This is a genomic window from Desulfogranum japonicum DSM 18378 (assembly GCF_000429945.1).
Taxonomy (GTDB): domain Bacteria; phylum Desulfobacterota; class Desulfobulbia; order Desulfobulbales; family Desulfobulbaceae; genus Desulfogranum; species Desulfogranum japonicum.
The window spans coordinates 111200-134770 of sequence record NZ_AUCV01000003.1; the positions used below are offsets into that span (position 1 = coordinate 111200).

22 protein-coding genes are annotated in these 23571 nt (G+C 47.8%); 10 read left to right on the forward strand and 12 right to left on the reverse strand.

The annotated features are described in order from the left end of the window. The 4 genes from G493_RS0103670 to G493_RS0103695 all read left to right on the forward strand — a co-directional run bounded on the left by G493_RS0103670 (window position 1) and on the right by G493_RS0103695 (window position 3087). Window positions 1-384, forward strand: a complete 384-nt coding sequence (locus tag G493_RS0103670) for a NifB/NifX family molybdenum-iron cluster-binding protein (protein ID WP_028579284.1) — start codon at window positions 1-3, stop codon at window positions 382-384. 141 nt (window positions 385-525) lie between these two features. Beyond that, window positions 526-885: a NifB/NifX family molybdenum-iron cluster-binding protein gene (locus G493_RS0103675; protein ID WP_028579285.1), complete on the forward strand. Its 360-nt coding sequence runs from the start codon at window positions 526-528 to the stop codon at window positions 883-885. Between the two features lie 47 nt (window positions 886-932). Next, complete coding sequence (locus tag G493_RS0103680; protein WP_035273500.1) at window positions 933-1376, forward strand: iron-sulfur cluster assembly scaffold protein; 444 nt, start codon at window positions 933-935, stop codon at window positions 1374-1376. Window positions 1377-2487: 1111 nt separating this feature from the next. Continuing rightward, a complete protein-coding gene (locus G493_RS0103695) occupies window positions 2488-3087 on the forward strand; it encodes a DUF2284 domain-containing protein (protein ID WP_028579289.1) in 600 nt (199 codons plus the stop codon). Window positions 3088-3397: 310 nt separating this feature from the next. Here G493_RS0103695 and hypB read toward each other — a convergent pair whose 3' ends face one another. The 10 genes from hypB to G493_RS0103750 all read right to left on the reverse strand — a co-directional run bounded on the left by hypB (window position 3398) and on the right by G493_RS0103750 (window position 15284). Further along, a complete protein-coding gene (hypB, locus tag G493_RS0103700) occupies window positions 3398-4117 on the reverse strand; it encodes a hydrogenase nickel incorporation protein HypB (RefSeq protein WP_028579290.1) in 720 nt (239 codons plus the stop codon). A 5-nt stretch (window positions 4118-4122) separates the two neighbouring features. After that, window positions 4123-4506 carry a hydrogenase maturation nickel metallochaperone HypA/HybF gene (locus tag G493_RS0103705; RefSeq protein ID WP_028579291.1) on the reverse strand — a complete coding sequence of 128 codons (384 nt, stop codon included), beginning with the start codon at window positions 4504-4506 and terminating at the stop codon, window positions 4123-4125. A gap of 168 nt (window positions 4507-4674) precedes the next feature. After that, entirely contained in the window at window positions 4675-5697 is a 1023-nt protein-coding gene (hypE, locus tag G493_RS0103710) for a hydrogenase expression/formation protein HypE (protein ID WP_028579292.1), read from the reverse strand. Window positions 5698-5737: 40 nt separating this feature from the next. Then, complete coding sequence (gene hypD, locus G493_RS0103715; protein WP_028579293.1) at window positions 5738-6826, reverse strand: hydrogenase formation protein HypD; 1089 nt, start codon at window positions 6824-6826, stop codon at window positions 5738-5740. Continuing rightward, window positions 6823-7101, reverse strand: coding sequence for a HypC/HybG/HupF family hydrogenase formation chaperone (locus G493_RS0103720; protein WP_028579294.1), 279 nt, complete (start codon window positions 7099-7101; stop codon window positions 6823-6825). Before G493_RS0103720 ends, hypD begins: the two co-directional genes overlap by 4 nt. Window positions 7102-7123: 22 nt before the next feature. Further along, window positions 7124-9490: a carbamoyltransferase HypF gene (hypF, locus tag G493_RS27670; RefSeq protein WP_051308990.1), complete on the reverse strand. Its 2367-nt coding sequence runs from the start codon at window positions 9488-9490 to the stop codon at window positions 7124-7126. 312 nt (window positions 9491-9802) lie between these two features. After that, entirely contained in the window at window positions 9803-10057 is a 255-nt protein-coding gene (locus tag G493_RS0103735) for a hypothetical protein (protein WP_028579296.1), read from the reverse strand. A 66-nt stretch (window positions 10058-10123) separates the two neighbouring features. Continuing rightward, a complete protein-coding gene (locus G493_RS0103740; RefSeq protein ID WP_028579297.1) occupies window positions 10124-10525 on the reverse strand; it encodes a hydrogenase iron-sulfur subunit in 402 nt (133 codons plus the stop codon). Continuing rightward, entirely contained in the window at window positions 10515-13628 is a 3114-nt protein-coding gene (locus G493_RS27675; protein WP_051308991.1) for an FAD-dependent oxidoreductase, read from the reverse strand. Before G493_RS27675 ends, G493_RS0103740 begins: the two co-directional genes overlap by 11 nt. Before the next feature lie 198 nt (window positions 13629-13826). Beyond that, a complete protein-coding gene (locus tag G493_RS0103750) occupies window positions 13827-15284 on the reverse strand; it encodes a 4Fe-4S dicluster domain-containing protein (RefSeq protein WP_035273504.1) in 1458 nt (485 codons plus the stop codon). A gap of 709 nt (window positions 15285-15993) precedes the next feature. Here G493_RS0103750 and G493_RS0103760 point away from each other — a divergent pair. Beyond that, the gene (locus G493_RS0103760) at window positions 15994-17334 is read left to right on the forward strand and encodes a diguanylate cyclase (protein ID WP_028579299.1); all 1341 of its coding nucleotides are present in this window, start codon (window positions 15994-15996) and stop codon (window positions 17332-17334) included. Window positions 17335-17452: 118 nt separating this feature from the next. Here G493_RS0103760 and G493_RS0103765 read toward each other — a convergent pair whose 3' ends face one another. Together G493_RS0103765 and G493_RS0103770 are read right to left on the reverse strand one after the other, a co-directional pair. Then, entirely contained in the window at window positions 17453-18430 is a 978-nt protein-coding gene (locus G493_RS0103765) for a DctP family TRAP transporter solute-binding subunit (RefSeq protein WP_035273506.1), read from the reverse strand. Between the two features lie 222 nt (window positions 18431-18652). Further along, complete coding sequence (locus G493_RS0103770; RefSeq protein ID WP_035273570.1) at window positions 18653-18982, reverse strand: hypothetical protein; 330 nt, start codon at window positions 18980-18982, stop codon at window positions 18653-18655. Between the two features lie 364 nt (window positions 18983-19346). Between G493_RS0103770 and G493_RS0103775 the strand changes: the two genes are divergently transcribed. The 5 genes from G493_RS0103775 (at window position 19347) to G493_RS0103795 (ending at window position 23538) form a co-directional block, all read left to right on the forward strand. Beyond that, the gene (locus tag G493_RS0103775) at window positions 19347-19532 is read left to right on the forward strand and encodes an ATP-binding protein (protein ID WP_028579302.1); all 186 of its coding nucleotides are present in this window, start codon (window positions 19347-19349) and stop codon (window positions 19530-19532) included. 253 nt (window positions 19533-19785) lie between these two features. Then, window positions 19786-20220: a hypothetical protein gene (locus G493_RS0103780; RefSeq protein ID WP_035273573.1), complete on the forward strand. Its 435-nt coding sequence runs from the start codon at window positions 19786-19788 to the stop codon at window positions 20218-20220. Continuing rightward, window positions 20204-21343 (forward strand): alanine racemase, encoded by a 1140-nt coding sequence (gene alr / locus G493_RS0103785; RefSeq protein ID WP_028579303.1) that lies wholly within the window; start codon window positions 20204-20206, stop codon window positions 21341-21343. The genes G493_RS0103780 and alr overlap by 17 nt, the downstream gene beginning before the upstream one ends. 249 nt (window positions 21344-21592) lie before the next feature. After that, on the forward strand, window positions 21593-23239 hold the full coding sequence (argS, locus tag G493_RS0103790; protein ID WP_028579304.1) for an arginine--tRNA ligase: 1647 nt from the start codon (window positions 21593-21595) through the stop codon (window positions 23237-23239). 5 nt (window positions 23240-23244) lie between these two features. Continuing rightward, on the forward strand, window positions 23245-23538 hold the full coding sequence (locus G493_RS0103795) for a hypothetical protein (protein WP_028579305.1): 294 nt from the start codon (window positions 23245-23247) through the stop codon (window positions 23536-23538). Window positions 23539-23571 lie beyond the last annotated feature (33 nt).

Below are 23571 nucleotides of genomic sequence, written 5' to 3' on the forward strand. Positions count from 1 at the left end.
ATGGCAATATTGAGAGTGGCGATTCCGTCTTTGGGCGATGGTGGTTTGGATGGTAAGAGAGCAGGGCATTTCGGTCACTGTGATGTATTCACCTTTATTGATCTGGAGGATGGTGAAATCAAAGAAATAACAACCCTCCAAAATAAAGAGCACGTACAGGGCGGTTGTATGGTTCCTGTAAACTTGCTTGCTGAAAATAAGGTAAACGCCCTGGTGGTTGGCGGCATTGGTATGCGTCCTCTTATGGGGTTTCGTTCAGTAGGTATTGACGTGTATCACGATGCTGTCCGCGCAGACATTCGTCCTGTAGTTGAAGATTTCATTGCCGGTAAACTGCCGATGATTACCGATAACGATGTGTGCGGCGGAGGATCTGCACATTGAGATTGTATCCACCTGCAGGATTTTTCTGATATTAAATTTCAGAGTTTCTCCTACCTCGGAACTGAAGTTCCCCCTTACCGCCATCGGGTTGGCGGTTGTTGTTCCTGCGGGTGGGTACAGTACGTATAAGAGGAAAATATTATGAAAATTGCAGTGACAGCAAAAGGTGCCACGCTGGATAGCGATGTGGATCCCCGGTTTGGACGGGCAAGCTATATCGTCATGGTTGATACGGAAACCATGGAAAATGAAGCACTGGATAACAGCGTAAATGTCAATGCGTTCAAAGGTGCAGGCATTCAGGCTGCAACGATGATAGCTGATCGCGGGGCAGAGGTGTTATGCACTGGTTATTGCGGGCCCAAGGCTTTTCAAACATTACAGGCTGCGGGGGTGAAGGTGGTAAGTGATGTAGCAGGCACTGTGCGTGAGGCTGTCGAACTGATGAAGAGTGGAGATGTGCAGTACACTGAATCAGCTAACGCCGAGGCCCATTGGTAATGGAACGTAGGGATGCTTGTATAAAAATGTAGAGAAGGTGTTCTATTATGGATGATGCGCAGTTTCACGCTATGGTTGATTCCATCCAGGAGAAGGTGTTTCAGGACGCTGAAGAAGCTTATGGGGCTGTCGGGTTTGACCGTTGGCGTAACCCCAGGTTTAATGGCGTCATTGATATTCCGGATGCAACCGGCTGTATCACCGGTGATTGCGGGGATACTATGAAGATTTTTCTGCAGTTTGAGCAGGATACGGTAAGTAATGCTTCCTATATAACTGACGGGTGTGCATCCAGCAGTATCTGCGGCTCATTTGCAGCCGAGATGGCCATAGGCAAAACCATTGAGCAAATATTTGATCTCACAGGAGACGATATACTCAATCACCTGGGACAGTTTCCGAAAAATGAGACACATTGTGCCTTTTTGGCTGTAAAAACGCTGCAGGAAGCAGTGAATCAATACATGATCAAGCAAACACGGCAGAAGTAAACTGCTATCTGTCCGTGTATGGATTGGTGAATCCGATCTTTTTGCGGCCTGCACAAAAAATCCCGTACAGTTCATATTGACCTGTACGGGATTTTTTTTGTCTGTCTTTTTCGTCTCGCCTGGATTTTTCAGAAAGACAATACTCGCAATGCCAACTGTATGGCCGTGCCTAATTCCCTGAAAATACCATAATCTGCGAAAAAATAACAACTTTCCCACAGACTCTTCACCGTTGAGCATGTATGTCAAAAGCTGTGGTAAATAGAGAGAAGGTAAAATGGGCATACTGCAATGAAAAGTTTACTGAACCTGGAAAATCAAATTCTCTGAGCAGGAGGTGGGTGTTTTGAGTGATTATCTTGGGAAGTGGGGGCCAAGATGGTGGGGTGTCCTTGGGGGTGGACATTCCTGCTCAGAGAATATTGAGTTGTATGTCAACGTCAGGTAAAGGAAATTGCCAGAGCAGATGGGGAAGGGGGGGTGAGTGGGGTGTTATGGTGTGTAACTCATACTGCAGTCACAATCCATAAGAGAATCTGCTCTGGCGAAATCCTAATTTATGACGCTGTCTTTATTTTTGTTGTGCTCGATAATACAGGTTGATACCAAGGCAGGGAGGGGGTGTAAGGAGTTCTTTGAAGTGATAAATTGGAGAAGCATCACAGAGAAAATCAGCTGTGTTCCAAGAGTCATCAAACCTGCCCTGGTATCAACCTGGATTATATATTTCAGCACTATTGTCGTAGTTTACCTCCCGGTTACATACATGACAAATATTCGTATATATAAATGTTACGACACATTTTACAGTTTGTGAAGAGAATCACTCTCATTTGTGATCCTTTCTTCTGAGACCTTTTAGCATATCACGCACAGTTTGCATAGTGAAAATGTGCTTTTGTGCATTTTTTCTTTTTTAAACTTCTTGTTGAGATGCGTAGAGCAAGGCTCTTGGTTCTCTGCCCGCCGTTGCTGTTGCTATCAAAATGCTCTTGTGATACTCTTTTAGGCATTTCAGCTTCCAAATTATCTTTTCGCCCTGACAATGAAACGTTTGTGCTTTTTCCTTTGCGGGGCAAAATGACATACATTACGCACAAGGTGGGGTAAAATGACCAGTGCAATGTCTGATTTTTCCGCCCTTGTGCAAGTTGCATTGGAGACAGGGGCGTCTGCAGCAAAGGTTGTTTCTGTAGACCATGTTCGCGTTGAACAGCGCCTTGCCGGTCTATGCAGGGAACCTCGTTGTCCAAGTTATGGACTTGCTCCAGGGTGTCCTCCCCATGCGATGTCACCATCTGCTTTTGATGATATGCTAGCAATTTGCGTGCGCGTTTTGGTATTTAAACGAGATATTCCAATGAAATTTCTCTATGACAAGAGACGACTGGAAGTAGCGAAGAGTATTCACCGGATTGCTGCCCAGGTGGAGCGAGCAGCAAAAAAAATAGGATATACAGGTGCTTCCGGATTTGCGGCTGGATCCTGCAAGGAATTATTCTGTCCAAATCAGGAGGCGTGTCAGGTTCTTGAGGCAGGCAAGAGCTGCCTGCACCCTGATAATGCAAGGCCTTCGCTTTCAGCGGTGGGAGTGGATGTGAAGCGTCTCTGTGACGCTCTTGGCTGGAAATTGGTCTGGGGTGACCGGGAAACAGCAGAAAAAGATGAATCCCAAACAGCCTTGATGCTTGGGATGGTGTTACTCAAGTGAGGCTTTTCTCAGGTTTTGCGAATTTATCAATGCAATTTCCCTTGCATTGCTGACTACCGTCTGACCTTAACAATACCGTGAAACGTCCCTGAAAACAGGTCGTTTTCAGGGATGTTTACCTAAGGGTCACGGAAAAAATGCATTATCCAATCTTACTTATCTTTCAACTCGGTAACGTCGTCGCGTCAATGGCTCAATACGGCCAGTATGGAACCATTGGCGCGACGACGTTACCAAGCCGATATCCTACGCAATTTTTGGATATTTATTCTTTTCCGCGACCCTAATTGGCCCTTCAGAAGTGGTAATTCTACGAAACCTGTTTTGCAACCAGTGCTTTGAGATAGGCAATCCACTGGTCAAACCCTTCCCCGGAAGTCGCCGACAGGGCAATGATATCAAGGTCGGGTTGAATGGTTTTGGCCTCCTGCTGAGCTTCCTCCATGTCAAAGTCAAAATGGGGGAGGAGGTCGGTCTTTGTGATGAGGAATAGATCTGCGCCTTTAAAGGTGGTGGGATATTTTACCGGTTTGTCAGAACCTTCTGGAACGGAGAGTAAAATAACGCGCTTGTGTTCTCCCAGATCAAACGTTGCCGGGCACACAAGGTTGCCGACGTTTTCGATAAAGATCAGGTCAAGAGGGGCACCGTGGCAAAAGTGCTCAAGGACATGCAGACCACCATGTACCATAGGGGCGTCGAGATGACACGCTCCGCCGGTTGTCAGTTGTACTGCTGGAACACCTTTGGCCCGGATTCGATCTGCGTCCCGTTCTGTTTCGATATCTCCCTCAATGACCCCGATTTTCAAACTGTCTCCCAATGCATCGATGGTATGTTCGAGAAGGGTGGTTTTTCCGGAGCCAGGGCTTGAAATAAGGTTGATGGCAATGGCTCCCATTTTTTCAATATGGGATCTATTGGATTCAGCCTGCTTTTGGTTGGCGTCCAAAAGGCTTTGATTAACTTCAACAACTTTACTGTCCGTGTGATGATGTTCGTGAAGCTGACAGCCGCATACGTCGCACATGTGTTTTACTCCATTTCAATTTGTTTGAGTATCAGATCCGTGCCACCTTGTGGAGATAAACGGTCCGAGTTGCACTTGGGGCAGGAATGTTTCCCTGTAATTATACCTGCAACACCTGGAATCTGAGATTCTGCTGGCTCCATGGCGCTAATGTGTTGACACTCCAGGCAGAGGTATTCAGGAGTTGGTTTTTCCAGGATCAGTTCAGCCTCTTTGGTTTCCTGATACTCTTTTTTAAGTATGTTGAAACCAAAGTCAAAGCTATCAGCCACAATCCCTGAAAAAGGGCCAAGTATAACTGTGACTTTGCTTATGGTATCTGCGTTGTGCTGCCTGGCCAACCCGAGTAACTGCTCAAGGAGGCTCTGTGCCAGGGAAAGTTCATGCATGGTGTATTTTCTTTTCGGCTTAGTAGTGCCTGTCTGGAAGTGAATATTTTTTGATGATCGCTAGTTCTAATTTCCCTGACAAACATATTGTTTTTCAGAGACGTTTAATGATCAATGGCCTTGTAAGTGATGTAATCATGTATTTACAATAGTCATGAGAAATGCCGGCTAACATATTCGCGGCAATGGTTCTCCTGTAAGTGGCTCAAGTAAACGGGTCCCGCCAATGGTGGTGGTCAGGGTTACCCGTGGTTTTTTACCCTGTTCCACCGTACTGACCGTGCCAATGATGGCGCTGTCTTTTCCTTCAGGCGTTTGCCGCATGATTTTAACCAGTTGCTCAGCTCTTGAGGCTGTGCAGATAATGAGGCATTTCCCTTCATTGGCCAGGTAGAGAGGGTCAAGGCCTATTATTTCGCAGGCTGTGTTTACCGAGGGTTTGATGGGGAGTTTGTCCTGTTCCAGAATAATATTCACCTTGGAAGATTGGGCAATTTCACAGAGTGTGGTGGCCAGACCACCTCTTGTAGGATCTCGCATGACGTGTACGTCACAGGTTTCCGGTTCGAGGATGGAGGCAACCAGGTTGTGCAGGGAGGTAGTGTCACTTGCAATATCTCCGCCTATGTCAATTCCTGCCTGGTTGCTCATGATGGTTATGCCATGATCTCCCAGGCTTCCCGAAATAATCACCTTGTCTCCAGGTTTAGCGCGCTTGCCTGATATATTACAGTGGTGGGCGACAACGCCAATGCCTGTGGTATTGATGAAGAGCCCGTCTGCTGCTCCTTTGGGGACAACCTTGGTGTCTCCGGTGACAATGGCCACACCAGCCTCTTCGCTCACTCTGCCGATGGTCTGGATTATTTTTTCCAAATCGTCCAGGGGAAAACCTTCTTCAATGATCAAGGCAAGGCTTAATGCTATTGGGCGTGCACCTCGCATGGCCAGATCGTTAATCGTTCCGTTTACAGCCAGCTCTCCTATGTTCCCACCAGGAAAAAAGAGAGGGGTAACGACATAACTGTCAGTGCTCATGGCTATACGGCCTGTTTGTTCGTCCAGAACAGCGCAATCTTCCAGGCTTGCAAGGGCTGGGCTGGTAAGGTACTTGAGAAACAGTTCTCCTATGAGTTTTTGACTTGCCAATCCACCGCTGCCGTGATCAAGGCTGATCGTTTTTTTATCCATGTTTCACTCTGTTCAGCTCTGAAGTTCTAGTGTTAAGTATCTATTTTTTATCGCTATAGCGGTAAAATGCGGCACAGGTACCTTCGCTGGACACCATGCATGGGCCCACAGGGTTAAGCGGAGTGCATCGCGTGCCGTAAAGGGGGCAGTCCGGGGGGAGTAAATGCCCCTTGAGTATGTCGCCGCATTTGCAGCCTTTCGGCTCCCCGGCGGGTTCTGGATGAATATCAAGTTGTCGCGTTGCATCGAAACAGGCAAATTCTTCTCTGAGTTCAAGGCCGCTGTCGGGGATTGTGCCAAGACCTCTCCATTCAGAATCTGTTTCCATAAAGACTTGGTGCATGAGTTGGGATGCCCTGAGATTGCCCTGGGAAGTTACCGCTCTGGTGTAACAATTCTCGACAGTAGGTGCCTTTCTTTGTATTTGTCCGGCAAGACTGAGGAGTCCTGCCAGGATGTCTGCCGGCTCAAAGCCAGCGACAGCGCAACAGAGTTTGTAGTCGCGTGCAATGGGAAGGTAGGCGTCACTGCCAATGATGGCACTGACATGGCCTGGGCACAGGAGTCCGTCAACCGCTAGGTCAGGATCGCCCATAAGTTGTTTGAGGGCACTGGGCATGGTCTTGCCGGCACTCAGAATAAAAAAGTTTTTAATCTCCAGGTTTTTTGCCATCAGCACTGTCGCAGCAATTGTGGGTGCTGTTGTTTCAAAGCCTATGGCAGGAAAGACAATATTTTTTTTCGGGTTGTTTTGTGCAAGGCTGAGGGCATCCATGGGGGAATAGACGATTTCAACCTGTCCTCCCCGTGACCTTGCGTCGGCAAGGGAGCCCGAAGTACCCGGTACCCTGATCAGGTCGCCAAAGGTTGTCACGATGGTTTCGGGAAGAGACGCAGCTGCTACAAAGGCATTGATGTGGCTCGCCGGGGTAACGCACACCGGGCATCCCGGACCAGAAAGAAGTGTAACCTCAGGTGGGAGCAGGGATCGTATGCCGTGGCGGAAAATAGACATTGTGTGTGTCCCGCAAACCTCCATGATGCGAATGGGTTTGTCTACGGTTTTCTGAAGTTCCTGTAGCAGGGGGGCTGTGATTTCCCTGCTTCTGAATTCATCGGCACATTTCATTGTTCTTGGTCCGGAAGGCGGCCTTCCCGTTCCAGGGCCTCGGCCATTTGACGCATGAGGTCAAGATTGATTTTTGCTTCTTCTTCACTTAATGAATGAATCGCAAACCCGGCATGGATGATCACATAGTCGCCCACTTGCGGTATTCTATCGACCATTTCCAGGCGCACTTCTTTTTGTATTCCATCGGTGTTGACCAGGGCAACCAGGGGATCACTGAAGTCTCCTTCGGTTCCTTTTAATTCAACAACCTGCATGGGTACGGCTAAACACATAGGGTCCTCTCTTTGTTTCCTGTTACATTGTCAGCGTATTTCTGGTGAATGGTTGGGGTGGTCCGTTTCCTTTTTCGGTCGGCGCTCCGGCGATAAATGCCTGTCCCAGGGAGATCCCTCCATCATTAGTCGGAACCTGTATTCCGCTGTAAACGGTGAAGTTTGCACGCTGAAGCCTGTCTTCCAGGCCTTCGAACAGGAGTTTGTTTTGCATGCAGCCACCGCAAAGAATAACGGTATTGACGTTATTGATTTTCCTGTATTGTATCAGAAGATGTACCGCTGAGCTGATCAGCCACTGGTGAAAGTCATAAGCTATTTGTTCCAGGGGCTGCGCCCATAGAATATCACGAATGAGTTCCCTGGCAAGAGGACGATGATCTATTGTGTATAACGATCCGTGTTCAACCAGGTGAACGGGATAGCGTGGAGCTGGATCATGTGTGGGCTCATGGGCACTGGCGCAGGCCTCCAGAAGCATGGCGGCCTGTCCTTCGTAGGTGCTGACCGGGCATATGCCCAGTAATCCTGAAACAGCATCGAAAAGTCTGCCGCAGCTGGAGCTCAGTGGGCTGTTGACCTGTTTTTCAAGCATCTGCAGTAGCAGGTTTCGCCTGGACTCTTCAATGGTAGCCATGGCTGGGAGCTGAGAGAGGGCTTGTTCCAGTTGTTCTGGTGTGCAGGATTCATAAAGCAAAGATATGGCCATTCTCCATGGTTCTTTGGCAGCCATATCTCCTCCTGGAAGACGTAAGTGGGAGAGATGTGCCAATCTGCGGTAATGGTACCTGCCAACTTCGTAAAGTTCGCCACCGTAAACAGTGTCGTCTTCAGCATATCCTGTGCCGTCGAAAATAAGAGCCATACAGGGGGCGTCCAGGTTATGTTCAGCCATGACAGCGGCAGCGTGTGCGTGGTGGTGCTGCACTGGCTGTAAGGGAATGTTCAGGGAAGCTGCATAACGTGTACTGAGGTAATCCGGGTGCAGGTCACAGGCGACCTGCTGGGGAAAACATTGCAGTGCTTTTTGCAGGTGATCAATGCTTTCTCGATAGAAATCTTCACATTCAGGGGTCGAAAGTTCTCCTATGTGTTGGCTGAGATATGCTTCGCCATTTCTGACGATGCAGAAGGTGTTTTTCATTTCAGCCCCACATGCCAGAATGTCTTCCGTGGTCGCAGCGAGGGGAATGGCGACCGGTGAAAAGCCTCTTGCCCGGCGAATGGTTCGTATGGCGCCGCCAATGAGTCGCACAACAGAATCGTCCACCCGCGTAACGATATCCCGATTATGGAGGAGAAAGTAATCAGCCATGGTATGCAGGCGGGCAAGGGCGTCCTGATTACGTATACAGATTGGTTGGCCGCTGATATTGCCACTGGTCATGACCAGTGCCTCCGGGGCTTGAGGGGTTGCAAACAACAGGACGTGCAGTGGGGTATAGGGTAGCATTATACCCACAATACCCAGTCCGTATGCGAGGTTGGGGGCAAGGATGTTTTGTGCTTTGTATCGCGCAAGTACTATGGGACTCTGGGGTGAGCAGAGCGCTTTCTGTTCTTCGTCGGAAAGGTGGCAAAGCTGAAGAGCTGTTTCCAGATCAGGCACCATTACTGCCAGGGGTTTATCCGGACGCCTTTTTCGTAGTCTGAGTTCAGCGACTGCCTCAGTGGATGTCGCATCCGCGGCCAGGTGAAAACCGCCGAGTCCCTTTATGGCTACTATTCTCCCCTGTCCCAGGGCTGTCGCTGCATTTCTGATACAATCGTCAGTATCTATCTCCCGTCCCCTGTTGTCATGCCAGCTGAGTTGGGGGCCACATTGGTGGCAGGCATTGGGCTGGGCGTGAAATCTTCGGTTAAGCGGGTCATGGTATTCTTCGGCACAGGCAGGGCACATCGCAAAATGCCGCATGGATGTAAAGGGCCTGTCGTAGGGTACTTTTTCGACTATGGTAAAACGTGGGCCACAGTTTGTGCAGTTGGTGAAGGGGTAACCGTATCTGCGGTCATTGGGATTGAGAATTTCAGACCTGCAGTCTTCGCAGATAGCAATATCTGGAGTAATCGGCACAGTTGCCTTGCCCTGTTGGGAACTTTCGCAAATTGTGAAATCAGGAAAGTTTTCGAAATCAGAAGGCATACTGATGTTAATATCGGCGATATGTGCCATTGCAGGCGCTTCTGTCCTGAGTCGTGCCGTAAATTCGTTACATGCCGCTTGAGGCGCAGTGATCCGGATGTGTACTCCGGTTTCAGAGTTGGCCACAGTACCCCGTATGTCGAGAGCTTTTGCAAGGCGGTAAACAAAAGGACGAAATCCCACCCCTTGAACTATGCCCTGAACTGTCAGGTTGTACTGTTTGTGTGTCGTGTCAGCAGGGTGCATGCAACCTTTAACCCGTATTCTTATGCCTTGTACATGGTCACCTGGCCTGGAAAATGTTTGAAACTGTCACTATTTTCCAGGGCACCGTATTTCAGCCAGTGCCTGTCCGTAAGTGGCCTTCCAGGAGGCCAGTCTTTTTGCTTTGGAGTCAAAAGTAAAAAAGGATGGACGGGCATCAATTTATACTATGCACTCTATCGCACCTGTACAAATAATGCACCTGTTTTTGCATGAATGAACAATTTGCATACTTTGCATAATTAATATTGATGGGATTATGTGATCTAGTCTGTAATGAATTTGTAAAAAAAATTATTGATAGGCTTCAACTTCTTTGCAAAGTTTTTTGTATTGGGGAGAATCAACGATTTTTTGTTGCTCGAGTTCGTCTATTTCTTCCTGGCTAAGATGAATCAGGCCGCAGGCAGGACAGGCCAAGTCGACGTCATCGTGGGCAGCTCGTTCTTTTAGTTCATCTGCGGTCATGTGTCCCACGTATCCGCAGGCGCAACTTGGGCACTCGACGCGAACCGGTTTGCGGTACTTTTTTCTTTTCTTTTCTGCCATGTTATATCACTGCGTTGGGTACAATCTGTAGAAAGCCAATTCCGTAATGTATAGGAGCCCGGCTGATTATGGGGTTTCTGATTTCAGGTCCAGAAGCGACTGATGCATTTGATTGATGGCTTCAACCAGTTTATCCTGCTCGGCTGAAGAGAGCCAGGCTATTGTAAACCGTTCTTCTTCATATCCCAAATCATCAAGTACTTCTTCAATGACTTCTGCGCGCGCAAGAGCTTTGTAGTTGCCGTCCTGGTAATGGCACTCTCCAAGCAGGCAGCCCAGCAGCATTACTCCATCTGCACCTTGATTTAAGGCGTGGATGACCATATCCGGGTGCACCATGCCTGAACACATGACGCGAATGATGCGTACAGAACAGGGATATTGCAGGCGTGAGATGCCGGCCAGGTCTGCCGCTGCGTAGGAGCACCAATTGCAGCAAAAAGCTATTATTTTAATTTCATTTTCCATGTGACTGTTCTGGAGGTGCAGGTGTTGCCTGGGAGTGCCCTTGTGCAGGTTGAAGTGCTGCCTCGATCTGGGCAAGGAGCTGGTCATAATCGAAACCAGTGATATTGACGCCCCTCTTGGGGCAAATTCCCTGGCAAATTCCGCATCCTTTGCACAATGCAGGATCAATTTCCACGATTTTGTGTTCTTCTCCATCACTGGTTGCCGTTTCAACCAAGGTGATGGCAGCATATGGACATGCTTCAATGCATAATGCGCAACCATCGCAATGTTCAAGGTCGACAATTGCAGTGATGGGGTCCAGTTCAATTGTCTTTTTACTGAGTAATGCAGACGCCTTGGCTGCTGCTGCAAGGGATTGGGAAATCGATTCCTCCACGGGTTTTGGGTAATGGGCAAGTCCTGTTACAAATATTCCATCGGTGTTGAACTCCACAGGCCTCAACTTGACATGCGCTTCCTGAAAAAAACCATCGCTGTTTAAAGGCAGTTTGAAAATATTTGCCAGGTCTTTGGAGTCCGGATTGGATAGCGTTGCCGAAGCAAGGATAACCAGATCTGCTTCAATTTCCAGAGGGCGGTGCAGTACGTGGTCATACACTTGTACCAGGGCCCCCTTTTCCCCTTCGGCAATTGTCGGTTCTCCGTGAAGTTCGTAATTGATAAAAATTATACCGAGCTCGCGGGCCTGGTTATAAATTCTTTCTCGTTGTCCATAGGTGCGAATTTCTCTATAGAGGATGTAAATACGTCGACTGGGCACCTCTTTTTTCAGCTTGATTGCACTTTGGATCGAATGGGTGCAGCATGATTTTGAACAGTAAGGGCGCTGTGTGTTGCGAGAGCCGACACATTGAATAAAAACAAAGGACTCTCCGTTGGCAATGCGCACTTCGTTGTGCATATGCAGTTTGTCAAATTCTATGGAAGCGACCACATTGGGTATTTTTCCATAACTGAATTCTTTTGGAATATATCGTTTTCCACCAGAAGCAATGATCGTGGCACCATGTTCAATGGTTTTCTTGCGCCCGCTGCCACTTTTTATAACGGTTTTAAAATGTCCGGCGTGGCCGGTCGACCCGGTGACAGTTGTCTTCAGATGTACGGTTATGTTTTCCTGTTCAAAGACTTTTTCCTGCAGTTCCTTGAGATACAGGGGGACATGTTCTCCGCTCCATGTCTGATACAGGTGTAGGGCGTTGCCTCCAAGGAGTGAGGATTTTTCGATCAGCTCAACCTTGAACCCCTGGCCGGCGAGGTTGAGGGCCGAGGTCATGCCCGAGACACCGCCGCCAATAATAAGTGCGCGAGCAATAACCGGAACCTTAATGGGGTGTAGGGGTTTTTGCAGTGTTACCTTGGCAACGGCCATACGGATAAGGTCTTTGGCTTTTTCCGTAGCCATTCCGGGAGTATTCTTATGGACCCATGCGTCTTGATTGCGGATATTGGCCATCTCGATGAGGAATTCATTGATGCCGGCAGCTTTCAGGGTCTGACGAAAGAGGGGTTCGTGGGTTCGCGGGCTGCAGGCTGCAACAACGATGCTGTCGAGATTTTTTTCGCGTATCTGTTGTGTTATAAAATCCTGGGTGTCCTGGGCACAGGAAAAGAGGTTTTGTTCAACATGTATCACGCCAGGAAGGGTTCTGGCATACGTTGCCACATTGTCCACATCAATTACACCGGCAATGTTGGTACCGCAGTGACAAACATATACACCTATGCGCGGTTGGCCTTCCTGATGGTGTCGCTCCTCTGGGTAGCTTATCTCAGCTGTCTGTTGGAATCGTGCTGCACTCAATAATTCTTCCGCGCAAGCCGCTGCGGCAGAACCACCTATGACAGCCTGGGGGATATCTCTGGGACCATTAAATGCCCCACAGGTAAAGATACCTTTTTTGGAGGTGGATACAGGCATGAAAGCTGAGATGGAGGCAAAGCGGTCGGGTGTGATGTGAATCCCCATGCGCTCGGCAAGGATGATAGCGGAATCAGGCGTTTCCAGGCCAACGGAAAGGATGACCATGTCAAAAAACTTTTCAACCTGTCGTCCCTGTTCATTGGCATAGTGCAATCTGAGGCTACCTTTGCGATCTCCGGGCTCAAGGCTGTGTATTTTTGCCCTGGTGTATTGGATATTGTATTCTTTTTGACTGCGGTTAAAGTATCTGTCGAAATCTTTGCCGTGGGTACGCATATCTGTGTAGAAGATTGTGATTTCTACTTCGGGAAGCAGCTCCTTGATCATGATGGCTTCTTTGATCGCGGACATACAGCATACTGAAGAGCAGTACTCGTTATTGCAGTGGTTTTTATCCCGGCTGCCCACGCACTGCAGGAAGGCGATACTCTTGGGAGATGAATTATCCGATGGTCTGGCCAATACTCCACCGGTGGGCCCGGTGGGGGCAAGAATGCGTTCAAGCTGCATTGAGGATAGGACATTCGGGAATTTCCCAAACCCCCAGATGCTTCTTTTTTGTGGGTTGAAGGCCTGAAAACCGGGCGCGAGTATGATAGCGCCTACATGTATTTCGTGATGTTTGGGTGTATCGTGAAAAATGATGGCTTCGGCCGGGCAGATGTCACGGCAGATACCACACTCTTTATCGTTTTTCAGGTGCAGGCAGACCCCGCTGTCAATTTCGTATTTTAATGGTACAGCCTGCGGATATTTTATGAAAATTGCTTTGCGTGGACCAAGGCTGCAATTGAAATCATCCTCGGTTGAAACCGGGCAGATATTGGAACATTGGCCGCAGGCAATACAGCGCTCCTGGTCAATGTAGCGCGGGGATTCTTTGACGTGGGCTGTAAAGTCACCCTCGGTTCCCTGAATCTGTTCAACTTCTGCCAGAGTAATGATCTTAATATTACGGTGACGGCCACATTCCACCAGTTTGGGCGCAATGATACACATTGAGCAGTCATTGGTTGGATAGGTTTTGTCAAATTGGGGCATGGCTCCACCTATTGCCCCGCTTTTTTCTATCAGGTACACGAAGAATCCAGCGTCAGCGAGGTCAAGAGCAGCCTGCATACCAGCAATGCCACCTCCGACCACCATGACTGCACCAATTTTTTTACCCTCTGGCATGAATCAGCAACCTGTGTAGTTTCCCTTGGGGACAAAGCTGTCCCGGCGGTTGGTATTGTCTATTTCTGGGTGCATACGAGAGTGCCCGGTTTCGCAAATCGCTATGATAAAGGTGAATTATCTGCTGCATCATACTCTGTGCCGGGGTAGCAAAGCCGTGATACGCCTCAGGTTCTCGGGCGTGAAATACTTTCGATTTCAGGAAAGTACCCTGGTCAGTGATTGTGCAACCAGCTCCCATATGTATTTTACTTCGATATCAAGATCAAACTCACGATTTAGAGATTTTTCCATTTGATCTTTGCAGTTATGACATGAAGTCACTATCAGCTTTGCCTTTGATTCTTTGATCTGGCGGGCTTTTTTGCTGCCATAATATACGCGTTCCACGGTGTAGGGGCTTGCCCAGGCGCCACCGCCAGCGCCGCAGCAATAGGTGTCGTTTCTGTTTGGCAGAAGTTCTGTGTAGTTGGGGCAACATGCCTGAACAATTGCCCGGCTCTCCTCGTAGAAAGCGTTGCCAAAAGTTTTCAGGGATTTTCTTCCGTAATTACATGAGTCATGGATAGCCGTCAGCTGGGTGTGGGTGGTGTTATCCAGAGTTATTCTTTTCTCACTGATATACTCCATTAACAGATCGAAAACAGAGTAGACAGTGAATTTTTCCAGAGTTTCCGGAAACCATCGCTGCAATCCGAGTCTGGTTGCATAGTAGGCATGCCCGCATTCAGGGAGGAGCAAAGCCTGACAGTTTAGCCGCTCCATGTTGTCGACAATACGTTCAACAATGGTTTTCATGGCGTTGTCGTCACCTGAGTAGAGCGCCCAGTTTACGCCTTCCCAGTTTTCCGACGAAATAGTCCAGGATTCCTTGGCTGCGTGGAATATTCGCCACCACCATGTCATGTTTTCCGGTTGGGCAAAAGGTTCCTTGGAATTTATGGTGATAAGGAGTCTGGAGCCACGAACATCTATGGGGGTGCTGAAGCCAGGACAGTCGCTGTTGTGTAACTCTTTCCCCAGAGAAGAAAGCAGGTCCATGAAATCAGTCTTTGGAATGCCGAGATTATTCCCTTTTTCAAGGCAGGTGGTGATCCCCTTTTGTATAGGGCTTGGCACTTTACCACGGGGCCTGCTGGCTCTCAGGGCACGCATGAGTTCAACGATACGAACATTCATCGGGCAGGATTCTTCACAACGCCCACATAGAGTGCATTTCCATGGCCAATCAGAGGCCAGAAGTTCTTCTTCAAAGCCCAAAAAGGCCATGCGAACAATTTTTCTTGGATCAAGGCCGTCAACACCTGAAATCGGACAGGAACTGGCACAGCTGCCACATGTATTGCAGGTGTCTGCAAGGGCAGGTTCGCTGTACAGGCTGCTGCTTTTGCCGGTAAGAAGGCTTGGTTCCGTGTCAAAATTGTCTATTGGGAGCTCTGTGTCGAGGGGGGGCTGGACAGGGGATTGCGTAACATCAATACGAGGTGTGCGTCCATACTTTTCGCATAATTTACGGTAATCTTCCAGCTGGATAAGGTAACGCCTTCCCGGTCCTTCCTGAGCAGGGAGGGTGCCGGAGTTGATCCAGTTTCGAATGGTGTTTCTGTGAACCCCGAATTCTTCGGCCAGTTCGTTGACTTTGACTTCGTAAACCATGCTCGCGATGCATCTGTAGAGAGAAAAGAATCTACGCCTTGTCCTATGACGATGTATCTGTGGAGAAGAAGCGGACAAGAACAACCGTGGCAGGGAGTGTTTTGTGCCGGGCGGTTTAGGTCTTGTGTGCAAAATCCACAAAGGCGTTGTGCAAGATGTGCAATTTTGACAGTATTCATGTTTTGTGGGGATTTTGCAAGTGCAAAATAGGTGGGAACTGCGAATCGAGGAAAAAAAGCGGGCTTGTTGGAAAATACTCTTCAGGAGGATAGAGACAAAACAGCAGTGTATCCCCTTGACCGACTGCTGAATTTTTAGACCGTCAGGCTGCGTAATCCTAGCATCGGCACTGTGTTTTCACAAGGGTATTTTTCTTCGGCAAACACGCCTCTTTTCCAGCTGGGGGGCCTGCGGAGGTCCGTTTGTCTTGCGGTGTTCATGGGTATTCATTCTGGATTTCTTATAAATTTGAAATGAAAACAGACAGATTGCAGGTTAGCATGCCAGCAATCAGCAGGGAGGAATTCACACCATAAAGAAGACCGGTGGAGAGCGTGTAAAAATATTTTCGGTTATATTGGAATGGTTGCCGGGAGAGTGCTACACTAACAGTATGTACGATATTGTATTCATAATCCTTTTCTACCTGGCCAGGTATGAAAATGATGACAGAGACTTTTTAATTGAATTTTAGCTGTTTAGGCAGAAAATGAACCAAGAGCAGAATCCTCCAACAGTGCTGGTTGTGGATGACAGTGCAACCATGCGAACCATTATACGCCGTGAGCTGAATGCAGAAGGCTATGAAACAATTCTCTTTCAGGATGGTCTGGAGGCCGTGAGTTCCCTCGCCTGGATGGAGAGCCCGCCAGATTTGATTACACTGGATATTGATATGCCTCGAATGGATGGCTTCACATGCTGTGAGTTGTTACGACAGCAGGAAGCCAAGGGACTTTTTGGTAAAGAGGCGTCTCCTGTGCCGGTGCTTTTTGTTTCTGCAAACGATACCATGGAAAATAGACGCCGGGGATTCCAGCTAGGCAGCCTGGAGTTTATTTCCAAGCCATTTAAAAGAGGTGATATCGCAAAGGCGGTCAATCGGTTGCTCAAGCCAGAAAAGGAATATGAAGGCATGGGAGTGCTACTTGTTGACGACGATCCTTTGGTCAGGCAACTGGTATCAAATTCGCTGAAGTGCATTGGGGTTACCATTTTTGAAGCATGTGACGGTCAGGAAGGATATGACCTGTTTCTTGCAAATTATAAGCATATCGATCTGGTGATTTTTGACATATGTATGCCAAGGATGAATGGCGATGAGTTCTTGTATTTGCTCCGGCAGTTACCCCAGGCAGAAAATTTGCAAACATTGTTTTTCAGTGGAAACGCCAATACTGATATGATTCTCACAATGTTTCGAATGGGTGTTAGAGATTACCTGGTAAAACCCTTTATTGCTGAAGAGTTGCTTGCGCGAGTAAGGAACCAACTGGATCTGCGCAATTATATTAACCAGCTTGAAAAGGTAAACCAGAACCTTTACGAACTTGCAGTAAGAGATAGCCTGACAGGGCTCTACAACAAGCGCTATTTCAATGAAAACACCCAGGCAATGGTTGCCCGGCACACGCGCAATGGGCAGATACTGAGTTGTCTTTTTTTTGATATCGATTTTTTTAAAAAGGTCAACGATTCCTGTGGCCATGCTTTTGGTGATTATGTACTGAAAACCATAGGGGAACTCTTGTTGAAAAACACTCGCGCAGGTGATCTGGTAGCACGTTATGGGGGAGAAGAATTTGTCATTGCTTTGCCTGATACCGATCTGCAATCAGCACACGGGAAAGCAGAGCAACTCCGGAAGCTGGTGGAAAGTACCTCTTTTGCCGACCGTGAGCAAACATGGAAGGTGACTATCAGTATCGGTGTTTCCTGTATACCTGTAAACGACGGCAAGGGCGCTAATGTCCAGCTTTTGCTGGAGCAGGCAGACCAGGCCTTGTATCGTGCCAAAGAGGGCGGTCGGAATCAGGTGGTGAGCTTTTAGTTCCCCAAAGGGTGTCTTGGGGATTCTTTTTTTCTCCAGGACGGTATTGTTTCTGAAAAATAGTGTTTGCAATATTAAGTGGGCGGAGGTGCATCTTTTACTGAGTAACAACAGCCAGTCATCTGCCTGTGGCCTCAAGTATCTTGACCAGTAGCTTCTGGACCTGAGGTTCTTGGTAAAAATCAAGTCCTTTGAGGTCGGCTACCTTGGTGCGGAATGATTGTATATCCGGATGCTCTTCCACTATCATCCCTTTTTCCTTTAACACCTGAAGGCGTTCAGCTTCATCTGCCCGGTTAGCCTGCCGCTGATAGACAGCCGCCTGATACATTGCGTTCTGGACGAGTTGCTGTGTCTGAGCAGATTGCTTCTTCCACCAGAGCGTGGAGGCAAGGTCAATGTGGGCGGAATATGTATGATTGGTCGTGGTAAGGTATTTCTGCACTTCAAAAAAATTGTAAACTTCCATGACCCAGAGCGGATTCTCCTGTCCGTCTATCACCCCTCTTTCAAGATCAGAGTAAATGGGCCAGGGCATTGGAGTCGGCAGGGCTCCCAGGGCTTGCCATGTCGCCTTATGTAGCGGAGCGGATGTTACCCTGATTTTCAGGCCTTTTACGTCGTCCGCTGTTTTTACGGGCTGGCGGCTGTTGGACAGGCTGCGAAAACCATTTTCAGAAAAAGCCAACCCCTTAAACCCGAGGGGATCGAGGGCGTTGAAGATTTCTTTTCCCAGGGGGCCGTCAAGAATTTCGTCGGCTTGCTGTGGACTTTCAAACAGAAAAGGATAATTGATGACCCGTACGATGGGGGTAAAACTTTCAAGGGATTTGAGCGTCACAACGGCCAGTTGGATCGTTCCTTTTTGGAGTTGCTGCAATATTTTGGTCTCATCGCCTATTGAGGCTGAATGCGAGATTTTTACCGTAAGTTGTCCATCGGAGCTATCTTCTAAGATTTTTTTGAATCTTTCTGCTGCAATATTTTGGGCTGCCCCAGGTGCTGTTACCACTCCCAAATGTAATTGCCGGGCAGCTCCCTGGGAAGGGGGGGGGACTAGAAAGAAACAGAGAAACAACCAGATGAGTTTTTGCATAACATAGCCCTGTTTTGGTTACGGTTTTACATGTAAATGATTATATGGGATATGCCCCCAAGATTCTAATAAGACCTCTGTTTTTCTGCAAATATCAAAAAAAAATTTGTGCCGGGAAAGAGGGGGAAATTGTACTGTCGGGATTGCCGTGCTATGTTTCTTGAGTTCCAACTGTTCGCTTGAATACTGGTGGCTGATTGAGAATTGCATGGTTCAACAGGTTCAGTGTTCTGTTCCGAGGACTTTGGCAATGATCGTCTGTTTAGTTATTGCGTCCGGTTCCGGTGTTTTCCAGCTTATAAACTGATGTATGACACGGGCGAAACTGCCGTTATCCTTTTTACAAAGTTCACAGATGGACTGGGCGTTGTCCTTGTACATGAGTATCTTACTGGCTGGATCGCCGTGTTTATCTACAGCCGCCATCTTTCTGCAGCCACAATTCAGGCGAATTACTGCTACGCCAATGGCATCAGGGCTCCCTTCAATGATAGCTTCAATCATAGCCTGTTCGCCCTGTTCCGGGGTTGATCGTTGTTTTTTCTGTTTCATGAAACCTGCCAATTTTCGTGTCTCGGAAAAAAGAGACCTGTTTAACGTTACATGTATTGTTTTTCCACAGCGCTGTGGATGAATCATGCGTGGATCAGAAGATTAAGTTATTCCTAACTGGGCAGTTGGGTCAATATAAAAGCGTGTTTTTTTTTCAATGATATAAAAAATATCCATTCCAGATTGTTAACTCCTGCGCTCATTGATTTTTATATGGATGCGCTCCGCATATTTTATCTTGACAAAGACATCCCGGTCCTGTAGAGGAAAATCAATTTTGCTTGCTCGTTTTACTTTGCGCAAAAGGATTACCTACCCGCAGAGGTAGTAACATTTTTAATCTATTTTTTTTGGAGGTAGTATCATGTGGGAGATCGTTGTTGATAAAGATAAATGTACTGGTGATGAAGAGTGTGTAGCAGCTTGCCCAGCTCAGGTTTTCGAAATGGTTGACGGAAAAGCCGAGCCTGTAGAAGCTGATGAGTGTCTGGGATGTGAAACCTGTGTAGAGGTTTGTCCTGAAGGTGCTATCACCGTTACAGAAGTGTAAGTTTCGTCGTTTTAGCAGACGAAATTATATAAGCCCACTCCGCTGGAGTGGGCTTATCGTGTTTTAGGGACTTTTTCTGATTTTCTCCAGATCAAGATCCTGTGATCGATTTTTTCATGACAGGGGGCGTGCCACCCTCTGACTGAAATCGCCTGTTGCTATATTTTACGCTTTCTTTCTTGCAAGTTCCGGTTGTTCAGTTGTTTCTCAGAAAAGAGTGAGAAAGCCGGGACAGGTATGTTTAGGGATTACCATGTCGTTGAAACCGGCTGTCAGTAGGTCTGTTCATCTTTTTGCCGCACCGTTTCTCTGGACGGCTGTGGGCTTCATGCTTATATATCGTGGCTGTGGTTGGATACCAGTCCATAGTCGTTTCTATCTACTCACATTAGCAATGCTTGTCGGCACACTCAAATCTGTGCTGATTCTTGATAAAACTGCCCGAAAGTCCATACAGCGAATTGCGGCGTTTCAAGACGGAACCTGTCTTGGTGCCGTGTATTCGTGGAAGAGCTGGTTATTGGTCTTTGGCATGATGCTTACGGGAGTGGTGGTACGCAGGATTGGAGCGGTAGGTTCCTGGACCGGCACCTTATATTGTGCCGTTGGCTGGGCATTGTGTTGTTCAAGTCGTTTGGGTTGGCAAGCCTGGGTGAGGAGTATACGAGGAAATGGAATCGTTAAATAGAGTTGAAATCAGTGCCGAAGCGTTGAGGCATAATTTCAACATATGCAAGAAAATGGCCGGGGAAGCCGGCGTCATGGCCATGGTTAAGGCTGATGCTTACGGTCATGGTATGGTTGATTGTGCCCGGGTACTGGCTGCAGAAGGCGCAGCTGCTTTTGGGGTGGCTGAAGTTGTGGAGGGTGTCGTCTTGCGGAAGGCAGGTCTGACATTGCCTGTTTTTATCTTGGCGGGTATTATTCCGGATACGGTGGAAACGGCATTGCACCATGATTTAACGCCTGTGATTGTTGACGACGAAGCTATTCAAGCACTGGATGCGACTGCAGGCCGACTGCAAAAAAGAGTTGGCGTTCATTTGAAAATGGATGCGGGAATGGGGCGGCAGGGTACTGTACCTGCAGATTTTCGACGTCTTGTTGACAAGGTAAATGCCGCAAAAAATCTTTATCCCGCTGGAATTTTGGCCCATCTGCCCATGGCCGATGCTGCTGATGGCAGGCATTCAGCTATGGTACTTGATGTTTTTAACCGTTGTATTGCATCTGTACGTGATGACTTACCCGCAACATGTTGTTGTCATATAGCTAATTCCGGTGGCTTGTTTACTGTAAAAGATGCGCAGCTGCAAATGGTGCGTCCTGGCATTTCTTTGTATGGGTACTACGCAGATGGCGAATCCGGCCGGGCAAAATATAGTGATGATGAGCTGTTGCAGCCGGTAATGCGTTTTGTAAGTCGTATCTTGCAGGTTCGCGAAGTTGCGAGTAATTCTGGGCTGGGATACGGGCATTTGTTTACCACCACCAGGCCATCCAAAATCGCATTGATACCTGTGGGCTATGAGGACGGATATCTTCGTTGTCTCAGCAATAAGGCGGAGGTGCTTGTGCGAGGACAAAGGGCACCGGTAGTTGGACGTATTTCAATGAACCTCACGATGGTTGACGTAACAGAGATTAAAGATGTATCTGTTGGGGAAGAAGTCGTGCTTCTCGGTAAATCAGGTGATGCTGAGGTTAACGCCGACGAGATTGCATCCTGGATGGAGACTATCAGTTATGAAGTACTCTGTCTTTTTGGAAAGATGAATAATCGATATTTCATCGACGAAAGGCGTCTGTAATCAATATAAATACAGGGAACTTGCCAAGCTTAGTTACTTTCCCTATGGGGGAGTTACAACGAAAAAACGTCATAGCTGTCAGATGACAGAGAGCGCCTGGGGAATTCAATATTCGTGATGTGACATGCAGATTTCCCCAAGTTGTATGCGGGTATTCTTTGATAATGGAAAATCGTACCTTGGGTTTGTTCGATATTTGCCCGGTGCTATGTTTTTTTATGAACACAACCTGTGAAATAGAAAGAGAAAATGATTAAATCAAAAGTTCAAAAGTTTGTTGATGGCTGTGTAGAGGCTGGGATTGCCCAAGGGTTGTGGAGTGAAAAACTTCGAGGAAAATACAGCGTAGAAATTCCAAAGCATAAAGGACAAGGTGATTTCTCCACAAATTTCGCCATGGTAGCCGCTGGTATAGAAAAGCGTAATCCCAGGGAGCTGGCCACTCAGTTTATTGAATGTGCCGGTTCAGAAGGCGATCTGGTTGAACGTCTGGAAATAGCTGGTCCAGGTTTTGTAAATGTTTTTTTAAACCCTTCTGTCTGGGCAACAGTCATCGAGCCAATATGTACTCAGGACACATCGTTTGGTCCGCCTCCTGTGAATGAAAAGAAAAGGGTACTGGTTGAGTTTGTCAGTGCCAATCCTACGGGGCCGCTTTCCGTAGGCCATGGTCGCAACGCAATACTCGGTGACGCCATTGCTCGTCTGCTTGAAAGCGTTGGGCATGATGTGCACCGGGAGTATTATTTTAATGATGCCGGGCGTCAAATGCGTGTCTTGGGACAGTCGACCAAAGCCAGATACTGCGAACTTCTGGGAAAACCTGCAGATTTTCCTGAAGACGGTTACCAGGGAGAATATATATATGATATTGCCCGCTCCATGGTCGAAGAATCAGGGGATGCTTTGTGTGATGGAGAGTTGGACGTATTCAAGAAGAAAGCACAGGAAGCAATCTTTGCAGACATTGATGCAACTCTGAAGCGTATAGATATCCGTTTTGACAGTTATTTTAATGAGCATACACTTTACGAGACAGGTCAGATAGAGGATGTGGTCAAGTGCCTGCGCAGCCAGGGGCTGGTGTATGAAAAAGATGACGCCACCTGGTTCAAGACTTCAGAGTTGGGTCTGGAACAGGACCGGGTAATCATCAAAAGTAGTGGAGAGCCAACGTATCGTCTGCCGGATATTGCCTATCACCGCGAGAAGTTTCGTAGAGATTTTTCATGGATGATCAACGTATTCGGATCTGATCATATTGCCACCGTACCCGATGTGCTTGCCGGTGTTCGTGCCCTGGGGTACGATGATTCTCTGATAACCGTTGTTCTGTACCAGTTTGTAACCCTGCTTCGCGATGGAAAGCAGGTAAAGATGTCTACACGCAAGGCCACCTTTGTTACAGTGGATGAGCTTGTTGATGAGGTCGGCGGAGATGCTCTTCGCTTTTTCTTCCTGATGCGCAAACCTGACAGCCAGTTGGAGTTCGACCTTGATTTGGCAAAAAAACAAAATCAGGAGAACCCGGTGTATTATGTGCAATATGCACACGCCAGGCTGTGCAGTATCGGCAGAGAAGCAATGGAGCAGAAGATCGAGCACAAGGATGCAGACCTCTCTTTGTTAACAGAACCGGAAGAGTATGCACTTTTGAAAATTATGGCTGACTATCCGCAACTGGTCAGTGGAGCAGCTGAAGACCTTGCTCCCCACAGAATTATTTTTTACCTGATGGAGCTTGCAGGGCAATTCCATAGTTTTTACAATAAACACAAAGTGTTGGGTGATGATGCTGAGCTTTGTCGGGCACGTTTGAGTCTTTGCGCTGCCGTGAAGGTGGTAATCAGAAATGGCTTGAACCTGCTTGGAATCCAGGCACCGGAACGGATGTAGCCACAATGGCTGCCCGCAAAACACAACCAGCAAAGAAGAAAACCACAAAAAACAGCGGGAAACCGTTTTCTTTTCAGCTTGGCTGGTCAGGTCTTGCCGGAGTGGTTGTTGTAACGCTTTGTCTTTTTCTCTGGATGTTTTTTCTCGGTGTCTGGGCGGGGCAAACCATTTTGTTTCCCTCATCAGGGGTAAAAAAAGTCACTTCTGTACAATCGGTTCGAGACAGTGTTTCATCCACAAATGTTGGTACAGTGAAACCCCGTGACAGAAAACGTCCTGTAAAGTCGGACCATGAATAAATAGGGCGTACGACTGTGGTCGTATTCCATGGA

Excerpts from the sequence above, each read along its gene's own strand:
- G493_RS0103670 (WP_028579284.1), top strand. The coding sequence starts at position 1 with ATGGCAATATTGAGAGTGGCGATTCCGTCTTTGGGCGATGGTGGTTTG.
- G493_RS0103675 (WP_028579285.1), top strand. The coding sequence starts at position 526 with ATGAAAATTGCAGTGACAGCAAAAGGTGCCACGCTGGATAGCGATGTG.
- G493_RS0103680 (WP_035273500.1), top strand. The coding sequence starts at position 933 with ATGGATGATGCGCAGTTTCACGCTATGGTTGATTCCATCCAGGAGAAG.
- G493_RS0103695 (WP_028579289.1), top strand. The coding sequence starts at position 2,488 with ATGACCAGTGCAATGTCTGATTTTTCCGCCCTTGTGCAAGTTGCATTG.
- hypB (WP_028579290.1), bottom strand. The coding sequence starts at position 4,117 with ATGTGCGACGTATGCGGCTGTCAGCTTCACGAACATCATCACACGGAC.
- G493_RS0103705 (WP_028579291.1), bottom strand. The coding sequence starts at position 4,506 with ATGCATGAACTTTCCCTGGCACAGAGCCTCCTTGAGCAGTTACTCGGG.
- hypE (WP_028579292.1), bottom strand. The coding sequence starts at position 5,697 with ATGGATAAAAAAACGATCAGCCTTGATCACGGCAGCGGTGGATTGGCA.
- hypD (WP_028579293.1), bottom strand. The coding sequence starts at position 6,826 with ATGAAATGTGCCGATGAATTCAGAAGCAGGGAAATCACAGCCCCCCTG.
- G493_RS0103720 (WP_028579294.1), bottom strand. The coding sequence starts at position 7,101 with ATGTGTTTAGCCGTACCCATGCAGGTTGTTGAATTAAAAGGAACCGAA.
- hypF (WP_051308990.1), bottom strand. The coding sequence starts at position 9,490 with ATGCACCCTGCTGACACGACACACAAACAGTACAACCTGACAGTTCAG.
- G493_RS0103735 (WP_028579296.1), bottom strand. The coding sequence starts at position 10,057 with ATGGCAGAAAAGAAAAGAAAAAAGTACCGCAAACCGGTTCGCGTCGAG.
- G493_RS0103740 (WP_028579297.1), bottom strand. The coding sequence starts at position 10,525 with ATGGAAAATGAAATTAAAATAATAGCTTTTTGCTGCAATTGGTGCTCC.
- G493_RS27675 (WP_051308991.1), bottom strand. The coding sequence starts at position 13,628 with ATGCCAGAGGGTAAAAAAATTGGTGCAGTCATGGTGGTCGGAGGTGGC.
- G493_RS0103750 (WP_035273504.1), bottom strand. The coding sequence starts at position 15,284 with ATGGTTTACGAAGTCAAAGTCAACGAACTGGCCGAAGAATTCGGGGTT.
- G493_RS0103760 (WP_028579299.1), top strand. The coding sequence starts at position 15,994 with ATGAACCAAGAGCAGAATCCTCCAACAGTGCTGGTTGTGGATGACAGT.
- G493_RS0103765 (WP_035273506.1), bottom strand. The coding sequence starts at position 18,430 with ATGCAAAAACTCATCTGGTTGTTTCTCTGTTTCTTTCTAGTCCCCCCC.
- G493_RS0103770 (WP_035273570.1), bottom strand. The coding sequence starts at position 18,982 with ATGAAACAGAAAAAACAACGATCAACCCCGGAACAGGGCGAACAGGCT.
- G493_RS0103775 (WP_028579302.1), top strand. The coding sequence starts at position 19,347 with ATGTGGGAGATCGTTGTTGATAAAGATAAATGTACTGGTGATGAAGAG.
- G493_RS0103780 (WP_035273573.1), top strand. The coding sequence starts at position 19,786 with ATGTCGTTGAAACCGGCTGTCAGTAGGTCTGTTCATCTTTTTGCCGCA.
- alr (WP_028579303.1), top strand. The coding sequence starts at position 20,204 with ATGGAATCGTTAAATAGAGTTGAAATCAGTGCCGAAGCGTTGAGGCAT.
- argS (WP_028579304.1), top strand. The coding sequence starts at position 21,593 with ATGATTAAATCAAAAGTTCAAAAGTTTGTTGATGGCTGTGTAGAGGCT.
- G493_RS0103795 (WP_028579305.1), top strand. The coding sequence starts at position 23,245 with ATGGCTGCCCGCAAAACACAACCAGCAAAGAAGAAAACCACAAAAAAC.